1 pseudogene is annotated in these 795 nt (G+C 50.7%); it reads left to right on the top strand.

The window, feature by feature from the left end:
- Window positions 1–745: pseudogene (locus BGK49_RS16345) on the top strand (IS110-like element ISSso6 family transposase); the annotation flags it as partial.
- Window positions 746–795: the final 50 nt, after the last annotated feature.

Here is a 795-nt window from a genome sequence, read left to right as displayed (position 1 = left end):
TCCGGGATTTGGCCCGGGCATGGGCATCTGCCCGCGATGATTTACGGCATGCAAGGCAACGTCTGAAATCGTTTCTTCTGGTTCATGGGGTCCATTATGTCGGGCGAGCAGATTGGGGCCCTGCACACCGACGCTGGCTCAGCAAATACTCATTCGAAAGTCCCTGGCGACAATTAGCTTTTGACGAACACCGTCGTACAATAGAAGACCGGCAGGCACAATGTGAACGGCTGGAATCCGCCCTGAAGGAGGCCGTTACCGAATGGAGGCTGTATCCGGTAGTAGAGGCGCTGCAAGCCATGCGAGGGATTCAGTTTATTACTGCGGTTGGATTAATTTCTGAACTGGGTGATCTGACCCGTTTTGAACATCCACGACAACTGATGTCATGGTTTGGTATCACGCCATCAGAATATTCATCGGGTGGAAGCAGACATCAGGGCAGCATTACCAAAGCCGGAAACAGCTATGCCAGAAAGCTATTGGTCGAGGCAGCGTGGAGTTACCGTCATCCGGCACGCATCAGTCCGGCAATACAAAAAGGCAGGAAAATTTACCCCGCCCCGTCATTGACAGAGCATGGGATGCTCAACTCAGGCTCTGTAAGAGGTATCGAAAACTTCAGGCCAAAGGAAAGAATGTCAATATTACAATTGTTGCTGTTGCACGTGAGCTGGCGGGTTTTATCTGGGATATGGGCCGAATAGCAATGTCTGTCGCACAACAACCACAATGTCACAAATAAAAAATGAGAATAACCAGTTCCCTGAAGGCGACGTAGCCCGGTACAAGAGT

Source organism: Shigella sp. FC1544 (assembly GCF_001722145.1).
Taxonomy (GTDB): domain Bacteria; phylum Pseudomonadota; class Gammaproteobacteria; order Enterobacterales; family Enterobacteriaceae; genus Escherichia; species Escherichia coli.
Note: the sequence above shows the minus strand (reverse complement) of the source record. Positions and strands in the feature narration are given on the sequence as shown.